This is a genomic window from Fuerstiella marisgermanici, from assembly GCF_001983935.1.
Lineage (GTDB): Bacteria > Planctomycetota > Planctomycetia > Planctomycetales > Planctomycetaceae > Fuerstiella > Fuerstiella marisgermanici.
Genome location: NZ_CP017641.1, coordinates 5,423,716 through 5,433,253 on the forward strand (window position 1 = coordinate 5,423,716; position 9,538 = coordinate 5,433,253).

A 9,538-nucleotide genomic window follows, 5' to 3' on the forward strand; every position below is an offset into this window, starting at 1 on the left:
ACCGGACACAAACATGCAACGACGCAATCGCACAACCTCACGAATTCTATCCTGCCTGCTGTGCCTCATCACCGCCTCTGTGGCAGCCGCCGATCGCAAGCCGAACGTTATTCTGATTCTGGCCGACGACCTGGGCAGCGTCGACCTGAATTGCTACGGAGCCAACGACCTGGCAACTCCAAACCTGGACGCCCTGGCCGATCGCGGTATCCGGTTCACTCAGTTCTATGCGGCTGCTCCCGTGTGTTCGCCTTCGCGAGCCGCCTTTATCACCGGCCAGTACCCTCAACGAGCAGGTGTGCCGGGCAACGTTTCATCGAAGGCTGGCAACACGGGAATGCCGGTGGCGACGCAGACGGTCGCCGAACTTTTTGGAGCAAACGGTTACGTGGCGGGGCACGTTGGGAAGTGGCATCTTGGCTACACGCCCGCCACGATGCCCAGCGGCCAGGGCTTTGTAGAAACGTTCGGCCACATGGGCGGGTGCATCGATAATTACTCGCACTTCTTCTATTGGAACGGCCCCAATCGCCACGACCTGTGGCGCAATGGCAAGGAAGTGTTTCACGATGGCGAGTACTTTCCGGACCTGATGGCGAACGACGCGATTCGATTTATCGAACAACACCGCGAACAGCCCTTCATGCTGTACTGGGCATTAAACACGCCTCACTATCCACTGCAGGGAACCGACAAGTGGCGGAAGCACTACGCCGACCTCGACGCACCCCGAAAAATGTACGCGGCCTTCGTATCGACCACGGATGAGATCATCGGTCGCTTGCTGGCAAAGCTGGACGAACTGAAAATGCGTGAGAACACGATCGTCGTGTTTCAGTCGGATCACGGCCACAGCACAGAAGAACGCACGTTCGGCGGCGGCGGTTCAGCCGGACCTTATCGAGGTGCGAAGTTCAGTTTGTTTGAAGGTGGCATTCGAGTTCCCGCGATGGTTTCGTGGCCGGGCCACATCCCGCAGAAATCAGTGCGGCACCAGATGGCAACCGGCTGCGATTGGCTGCCGACTCTGGTTTCTCTTTGCGACCTGGACGCCGGCCAGCGTAAGTTCGACGGGAAAGATATCTCATCCGTGCTAAAGTCGGCTGACGCGCCGTCGCCTCATAAAGTCTTCCATTGGGAATCCGGGGGCGGCAAAAACAACCGACAATGGGCGGTACGAAAAGGCGACTGGAAGCTGATCGGAAACCCGAACGACACAAGCAACAAGGCAGCGTTGACGCAAAACGACCGACGTTTTCTGGTGAACCTGAGCGATTCTGTTCACGAGCTGGAGAACACCGCTGCACAACATCCGGAGATCGTGAAGGAACTGGAACAGCTTCATGACGACTGGATCAAAAATGTCACTCAATGAAGATGAAGCTGCCGCTGCGATGGCGGCGAAGTGGAAGCCGCTGATCGCCGCGCTGATCATTGTCGCTCTTGTGCTGCGCATCATGGCGGCGATTCTGGTCGAACGTCACGTACAAAACGCCGGGCGACCGTTCTTGATTGAAGGCGATGCCAATGGCTATTGGGAGCTGGCTCAAAAAATCGCGACGGGACAGGACTACGCCATTCATCAGCCGCCGCGCTATGTTTTACGGATGCCCGGCTTTCCGTTGTTGCTGGCAGCTTCCATCCGAATCTTCGGCGACAATGTGTTTGCGGCTCGAATTGTGCTTGCCGTTGTCGGCACGGCCTGCTGCTGGCTGACGTATCGCCTGGGAAGTTTGGTCCACATGCGCCGCACCGGTTTTTGGGCGGCCATGTTTGTCACCATCAATCCGCTGCACATCGGCAATAGCGTTCTGGTCCTCTCCGAATCGTGGTTCACGTTTTGGATGCTGTTAAGTCTGCTCGCACTGGTGAAACTGGTTGATCGATTTTCTGCTCCGAAAAAATTGCCAGAGAATGCCGACGCTGCTCCCGCTGTGCCTTCGCTGGGGCCATTAGTCACGCAGTCCTGTTGGGCCGGAATACTGATCGGCGGTGCAGTGCTGGTCCGTCCCGGATTTCTGCCGTGGCTCGCCTTGGCGGCTTGTGGCGTGCTGTTTTTGCTGCGGCGAACGGTAGCGATTCGCAGTTTGTCGGCGGGCTGTATGGTGGCGGGCTGTTTTGTCGTACTGTTCCCGTGGGCCGCGCGAAATGCGGCCGTGACCGATCATTGGGTTTTCACGTCGCTCTGGTCGGGTCCCAGCTTGTACGACGGCTGGAATCCTGACGCCACAGGTGCCAGCGACATGCGGTTTTTCGACGACGAGCAGGTGATGGCCAAACAGGGCCTGTCGGAATTTGAGATGAATGAGCACTACAAACAGCGAGCGTTCGCGTTCGCCACATCCAATCCCGGCCGAGTGCTGGAACTGGCGGCCATCAAAGCGGGCAAGTTTCTGAGCCCGGCACCTAACGCAACAAAGCAGGCGGGATGGGTAATCGAGGCCGCCTTCGTGGCAGTCTGGGCAACTTTGGCGGTGCTGGCGATCGCTGGTCTCGTGAGTCGCCAGTGGGACGGTGTTGGAATTTTAGTGACCGTGGGGCCACTGCTGCTGTTTTTGCTGGTTCATATGGTCTTCGTTGGCTCAGTCAGGTATCGTTTGCCGGTGGAGTTTCCCTTGTCCGTGCTGGCCGCCATCGGATGGCGTTGGTTGGTACTGAAACGAGGAGGTTCTGCCGGGAATTCGTCGCCGACTTCCCCTGCTTGAAGCACGACGCGCGGCAGAGTACACGCAACACCGCTGATTTGGCGGACGATCTTCGGCATGGATGCATGAAGTTTCTTCCCGTTCTGAAATGGATGATCTTTCTGATCCTGGTTGCAGCGCTGGCTGCGAGCGGTGGGTTCGTCTATTTCCAGAACCACAAAGACCAATTGGTCGAATCAGAAATCCTGAAACGCTTTGCCGAAGTCGCGCCGGAACTGAAGCTGATTGTCGGCCGGACAACGTTAAACGGAACTCGCGGTGCCACTCTCAAGCAGGTGGAGATCCGCGAAAAAGCGACCGACCGTCCTTTGTTTCGAGCGAAGGAATTGACCGTCGATATCGATTCGACTCGGCTGCTTGAACACCAGCAGGTCATCGTCGACAAAATTCATCTGACATCTGCTGATGTGCTGCTAACGCGAGAGGTCGACGGACGCTGGAACTGGCAGAAGTACGAATTCCGTCCACCGAAGCTCAAATCGCCGGCGCTGCCCGCCATCATTATGGACGACGTGGCTGTGCAGTTGACGCTGAAGCACGGAGGCAACGTCCCTGCCGCTCGATTGCTGCTGCGGGAATCTCGCCTGCAGGCCATTCCGAAGTCGCAGCACGCCTACGATTTCGACGGCGCGCTGAACCTACCTGGTGCGGGCATGCTGCGGCTGGGCGGCGGCTGGGATCTGCAATCGCGACAGTGGCACCTTGGCGGAAAAATGTTGAACGTGCAGGCCGATCAGCAGCTGATGCAGCTGGCCAAAGCCACGGCACCACAACTGAATGATCAGTTAACGGATCTCGACTCCGCCATCGAACGCGCGCTCCCGCCTCGCCAGACGGCGAACGCAGCGTCGCCGGGTGCCGCGTTACTGATCGGCAACAACGGCCAGACTGCGCCTCAGTTTCTTGGCATGCTGGACGTGTTCTTCAACGTGGCAGGAGCCCCGGAAAACAGCATTCCTCAATTCCAATTGATGGTCAACGTGAAGAACGGCCGGCTGGAGACTCCCGCAATTCCGATAGCACTCACCAACGTCAAAGCGACGTTTTTCCGTGACAATGAGTCGCTGACATTCAAGCTGGACGAAGCCACCGGCGACAACGCCACGATCACCGGCGGTTTCGAAATGGAAACGCGAGCCGACGCCCCGCCGGGCCAGGCGTGGTTCGACATCAAACGCTTTCCGGTCGATGCACGCCTTCGCCCGCTGTTGCCACCGCGCGCGCAGCGGCTGTTTGATGGCTTTCAACCGAAGGGCGTCGTGTCCGTCAAAGGGCAGATTCGACGGCATCCATCTGGCCGGTGGATGCCGGTCAACGTTGTGGCCGATTTCGAAGAAGGGACGTCCGAGTATCATCGGTTCCGGTATCCGGTGAAGAACGTGTTTGCCCACGTCGTGCAGCGGCCGTATGCCAACCGTCCCGCAACGCCAACGGAATCCGGAACCACTGTGGACGACATGATTCTGGATGTGGAAGTCTCAGGAATCGCGGGCGACCTTCCGTTTACCTCAACCGGATGGTGGAAGAACCCCGGCCCCAAAACAGAAACTCGGTTTGAACTGGCTGTTCAGAACTTCCCGCTCGACAGCCGTTTTCGCAATGCATTGAACGACAAAGAGCTAAGTGTCGTTGAGAACCTGAATCTCACCGGCATGGCCAACGTCAGCTTTGTGTTTCACCGCCCGCCCGGTCTTGATCAACCGACTCACGTCTACGCGGACGCTCAAGTGTTCAACTCACGCATGCGTTTCAGCAAATTCCCCTACGACATTGAAGACCTAACAGCGCATCTGACATTCAACAGCGCCACCAAGCACTGGAAGTTCCTCGAGTTGAATGGTCGACACGGCGAAGGCCGAATTCGCGCCGCCGGAAGTTTTCGAGGCCAGCCGGAACCCGGCGTACTCGACCTGCAGATCACTGCCACCAAAGCGGCGTTGGATTCCGATTTGTACAACGTACTGTCCAAGCCGCAGCAGACAGTTTGGAATCTAATTAATCCCAGCGGGTTCTGTGACCTGACAGCAAAGATCGACTGGACGGCTGGCCCCGGACATTCGCCGATCGTCACGTTTCCTCGCGATTCACCCGTTCGAGTTTACAACACGAAAATTCGCCCCACGCCGTTTCCCTTCGACATGACGATTCGGGAGGCCGTGTTAAGCTTCGACCCGAACGACGTTCGCGCGGCGGGGAATCAACATTGCGAAATCCGATCGTTTCAGGCGACTCATGAAGGCGCCGAAATCACCGCCAAAAACTGCTGGGCGGACATCAAACCCAACGGCGAATGGCAGGTGCATTTCAACAACCTTTCGGCCGACAATCTTCGACCGGACGATCAGTTGCGAGCCGCGTTGCCGGCGTCGTGGCGGGAAACGATGGGGCGAGTCCAGCATGTCGGTGTGGTGTCGCTTACCGATTCGCAGATGGATTTTCGAGGCGACACATCCGGCGAAAGAAACACGACCGCCAAGTGGGCTCTGAATGTAAACCTGCGAGACTGCATGGTGAACGCTGGCCTCGACGTGAAGCACGTCCACGGTGCCGTGACCGCAAACGGAACATGGGACGGGTTTCACCTGAAGAACACGGGGGAGATCAACGTCGAAACGGCCGAGGTGCTGGATATGCCGTTCACCAATATTCACGGCCCGTATTCGCTTAACGACGTGGAACTGGTGCTTGGATCGCGGCAGGTTTTCGAACGCCAGAAGTTACTCGCCGATATCGATCGATCAACGCGCATGAAAGCCCTGGCATACGGTGGAGAACTGCTGCTGGACGCCCACGTCGATCTGCGTGAAGGCGGGCGTTATCAATTCTTCACTGAACTGGCCAACGCCCGGCTGGAATCCTACGCAGCTCGCCATATACCCGATCAAACAAATCTGAAGGGAGTCGTCACCGCATGGATGTCTCTGGAAGGCACCGGCGAAGAAGCTCGCGACGTCACCGGCAAAGGCCAGTTGCTGATTCATCCCGCCGCGCTTTATGAGATTCCGGTCGTCGTTAAGCTGCTGGGCTCACTGTCGCAGTTGAGAATGAACGTGCAGGACCGCACGGCGTTTAACTATGCGATTCTGGACTTCGAGGTGGCCGACGAAGCGTTCTGGTTTGAACGGGTTGACCTGGTCGGTGAATCGATCAGCTTGCGAGGGAAGGGAACGGTCGGCTTCGCCGGTGCCGTGAATCTCGACTTCTACTCCCGCCCCGCTCGGTCACGAGCCGCCGCGATTCCGTTTATCAGCGGGCTGTTTACTAACTGGGCCAAGATCGAAGTCAGAGGCACAACCAGCCGACCTCAAACTCGAGTCGAACCGACGGCTCGCCTGAACGAAGGACTAAAGCTGTTTCTGCAGCCGTTCAACCCGAACCCCGGCGGACCTGTGCCCGGGCTGAACACGCCGCGCAACTATCAACGCACAATCCCCAACCTTCAACAACGCGCGGCCGGGCAGCCCCGGCAGGCGGTTGGCGTGGTGACCGAGTGAGCCGGATGATGTCGAAGCGCCGGCGGTGCTCCCGCTGGTCGCTGCAGGTGTGACTTTGCTGCAGCAGTGACCAACGGGAATGGCGGCTTCTATTCAGAGTGTAAGCTCCAACCGGCGGGCGGGCCGGGCAGCCCCGGCAGGCGATTGGCGTGGTGACCGAGTGAGCCGGATGATGTCGAAGCGCCGGCGGTGCTCCCGATGGTCGCTGCAGGTGCCGAACCGGTGAGACAGTGACCAGCGGGAACGGCGTCTTCTAATCGGAGCGTAAGCTCCAACCGGCTGGCGGGCCGTCCCGCCACGGCAGGCGATTGGCGTGGTGACCGAGTGAGCCGGATGATGCCGAAGCGCCCGCAGTGCTCCCGCTGGTCGCTGCAGGGCAGGTGTTAACTTGCTGCGGCAGTGACCAACGGGAATCGCGGTTTACATGCGGAACGTTCGGTCCAACCGGCTGATGACCATCGTTAGCCCAGTTGGTTGACGACGATATCACCCATTTCCGTGGTAGAAACGAACGCTCCTCCACCAGCGATATCCTTCGTGCGGTGGCCGGCCTTCAGAGTCGCCGCGACGACATCTTCGATGGCTTTCGCTTCGTCTTCAAGCCCCAGTGAATGCCGCAGCAGCATCGCCGTCGCCAGAATCGTGGCCAATGGATTTGCGATGTTCTGTCCGGCAATGTCCGGCGCTGAGCCGTGAATCGGTTCATACAATCCGGGACCGTCGCTGCCGAGTGATGCGGATGGCAACAGGCCAAGAGAACCAGGCAACATCGACGCAGCATCGGTCAGGATGTCGCCAAACATGTTGCCCGTGACGACCACGTCGAAGTCTTTCGGGCGTGAAATCAGGTGCATGGCCATTGCATCGACCAGCACGACTTCGTATTCCAGATCGGGGAACTCTTCTTTCACCACGCGATCGGCCACCTGCCGCCAAAGTCGCGACACTTCCAGAACGTTGGCCTTGTCTACCGACGTTAGCTTGCCACGACGCGTTTGAGCCGCCTTGGCTGCCAGCCTGACCACTCGTTCAACTTCGCCGGTCGAATACACCATTTCGTTGTACGCTTCTTCGCCGCTCGCATGCGGCCGGCGCCCGGAATCTCCAAAGTAGATTCCGCCAGTCAGTTCGCGGAAGAACAGAATGTCTGTCCCAGCCACAATCTCACGGCGAATCGGCGATGCGTCGACTAACTCGTCCCACGTCTGGATAGGACGAAGGTTCGCAAACAAGCCAAGTTCCTGCCGAATCTTCAGCAATCCGACTTCCGGTCGAGTTTTCGCGGTGGGATCGTCCCACTTCGGGCCGCCCACGGCACCCAGCAAAATCGCTTGAGAAGCTTTGCAGGCATCAATGGTCGGCTGAGGCAGCGGATCGCCGAAATCATCGATCGCATTGCCGCCGATCGGATGTTCGCTGATCGTGAAGCTGTGGCCAAACTTCGCGGCGATCGCTTCCAGAACTCGTTTTCCCTGAACCACAATTTCAGGGCCAATGCCGTCGCCCGGCAACAGAACAATGTTTGCGTCCATATTTGATTTCGCGTTTTGTGATTTGAATATGATCAACGAAAAAACGCACTGGCAGAATCAGACTGCCAGTGCGTTGAATGTCAGCCGGATCGGCTAGCCTTTGGCTTCAGCAAATCGCTTTGCCACTTCGTCCCAGTTGACGACGTTCCAGAACGCTGAAACGTAGTCAGGACGACGGTTTTGGTAGTTCAGGTAGTAGGCGTGTTCCCACACGTCCAGCCCAAGAATTGGCGTGCGGCCTTCAGAAAGTGGCGTGTCCTGATTTGGCGTGCTTTCGACGGTCAAAGTGCCGTCAGGCTTAACGGACAACCATGCCCAACCGCTGCCGAATTGAGTCGCAGCCGCATTGGAAAAATCTTCTTTGAACTTGTCGAAGCTGCCGCAGGCCGCGTTGATGGCGTCCGCCAGTTCGCCGGAAGGAGCTCCACCGCCCTCAGGCGACATGACGGTCCAGAACAGTGAATGGTTCGCGTGCCCGCCACCATTGTTACGAACCGGGCCCTGCAGATTGGCAGGCAGGCTCTTCAGTTGCTTCATCACTTCGATGATGCACTTGTCGGCGTATTCAGTGCCTTCCAGAGCAGCGTTGACCTTGTTGATGTAAGCTTGGTGGTGCTTACCGTGGTGGATCTCCATCGTCCGCGCGTCGATGTGAGGTTCCAGAGCATCCTTGGCGTATGGGAGATCGGGGAGTGTGTAAGCCATCGTTACAAATCCTTGTTATTTCATGGTTTAAGAAAATTCGCGCCGCTGGCTGCCGCCTCCGGCACGCGCGCGTTGAGTGGACACTTAAGCAGATACTGTGCCGGGCGGCATGAACATAACGGCTTTCGAGATCGGATTCGATGGACTCGCAACCGCTTGTGGCGGATTCTGACTTCTTTTCGCCGCGATTCTCACGTGCTATCCAGCAGACCCGCCAACGCCCAGCGATGAGGATGTGCTGAAACCAGTTGAGCAATCCATCCTTATGGCTGCTCAACCCACCAACAATTTTCACAAAATTCATATCCCGAGGAGGCCAATTAGAACCCCAGCAAGGTGGTGTGTCGCCCATCCCCGAATCCTTCCCTTCACAGGTGCCCGCTATCGAAACGCCACCCGTACCACCTGCCGCATTCATTGCGGCGTCAGCAGCATGGTCCCTTGCGAGGTCTAGTGAAAGCCATTCCGGCGGCAGATGAAACAGAGCCAGCCCCCAAGCCTTCGTGTCAAAGCCGAAGTGCCAGGAGATTTCGCTACCATCAATAAAAACACTGGCTATTTCGTGCGCGGCGTTAGACAAGAGCATGCCGGCCTGGAGTCCACTGATGGTGACGGAAGGCAAAGCCCTTGGTGGTTTCAGACAATCCCGAGCTGTTCAGGCACTTCCATGCAGATTTCTTCCGTGAAAGTCTTCAAAAATTCCGATCTCTGTTGCGTGGGCCATCGCAATCCTCAGACACACACTTATCCAACAATGCCCACTCTCCGTATCTTGTCGCACCACGCCAAGGTTGACCGAAGGCGTCAGTCTGGCACGGATCTTTCCGCAGTGGGCAGATACTGTTATGTTGCGGCGTCCAGATGTAGGCGCAATTCCACATTTGGTTGTTTTTTTTCTGGACTTTGCGGTGTTTGATTTAGGGATAATGGCCGTCCTATGACGGGGCATGGTGCACGCTCATGGGCTGCCTGTGCGCACTCTCGAAGGTCCTCATCCAAACTGGTCTGAGTGGTCAGGAATTTAGTCATCTGACCGCTCGCATCGTACCGTCAACACACACTGGTCGGGCCAGACCTGCCGCTCCGATCCAGTCTGTCGCGT

5 protein-coding genes are annotated in these 9,538 nt (G+C 57.6%); 3 read left to right on the forward strand and 2 right to left on the reverse strand.

The window, feature by feature from the left end; translation table 11 throughout:
- Positions 1–13: 13 nt before the first annotated feature.
- The 3 genes from Fuma_RS20215 (at position 14) to Fuma_RS20225 (ending at position 6,199) form a co-directional block, all read left to right on the forward strand.
- Positions 14–1,375: a sulfatase family protein gene (locus Fuma_RS20215; RefSeq protein ID WP_077025712.1), complete on the forward strand. Its 1,362-nt coding sequence runs from the start codon at positions 14–16 to the stop codon at positions 1,373–1,375.
- Entirely contained in the window at positions 1,344–2,705 is a 1,362-nt protein-coding gene (locus Fuma_RS20220) for an ArnT family glycosyltransferase (RefSeq protein WP_077025713.1), read from the forward strand. Before Fuma_RS20215 ends, Fuma_RS20220 begins: the two co-directional genes overlap by 32 nt.
- A gap of 65 nt (positions 2,706–2,770) precedes the next feature.
- Complete coding sequence (locus Fuma_RS20225; protein ID WP_145944275.1) at positions 2,771–6,199, forward strand: AsmA family protein; 3,429 nt, start codon at positions 2,771–2,773, stop codon at positions 6,197–6,199.
- A 461-nt stretch (positions 6,200–6,660) separates the two neighbouring features.
- On the opposite strand, the gene leuB is transcribed toward Fuma_RS20225, so the two are convergent.
- Positions 6,661–7,731 carry a 3-isopropylmalate dehydrogenase gene (gene leuB / locus Fuma_RS20230; RefSeq protein ID WP_077025715.1) on the reverse strand — a complete coding sequence of 357 codons (1,071 nt, stop codon included), beginning with the start codon at positions 7,729–7,731 and terminating at the stop codon, positions 6,661–6,663.
- Positions 7,732–7,824: 93 nt separating this feature from the next.
- A complete protein-coding gene (locus tag Fuma_RS20235; protein WP_077025716.1) occupies positions 7,825–8,436 on the reverse strand; it encodes a superoxide dismutase in 612 nt (203 codons plus the stop codon).
- Between the last annotated feature and the right edge of the window lie 1,102 nt (positions 8,437–9,538).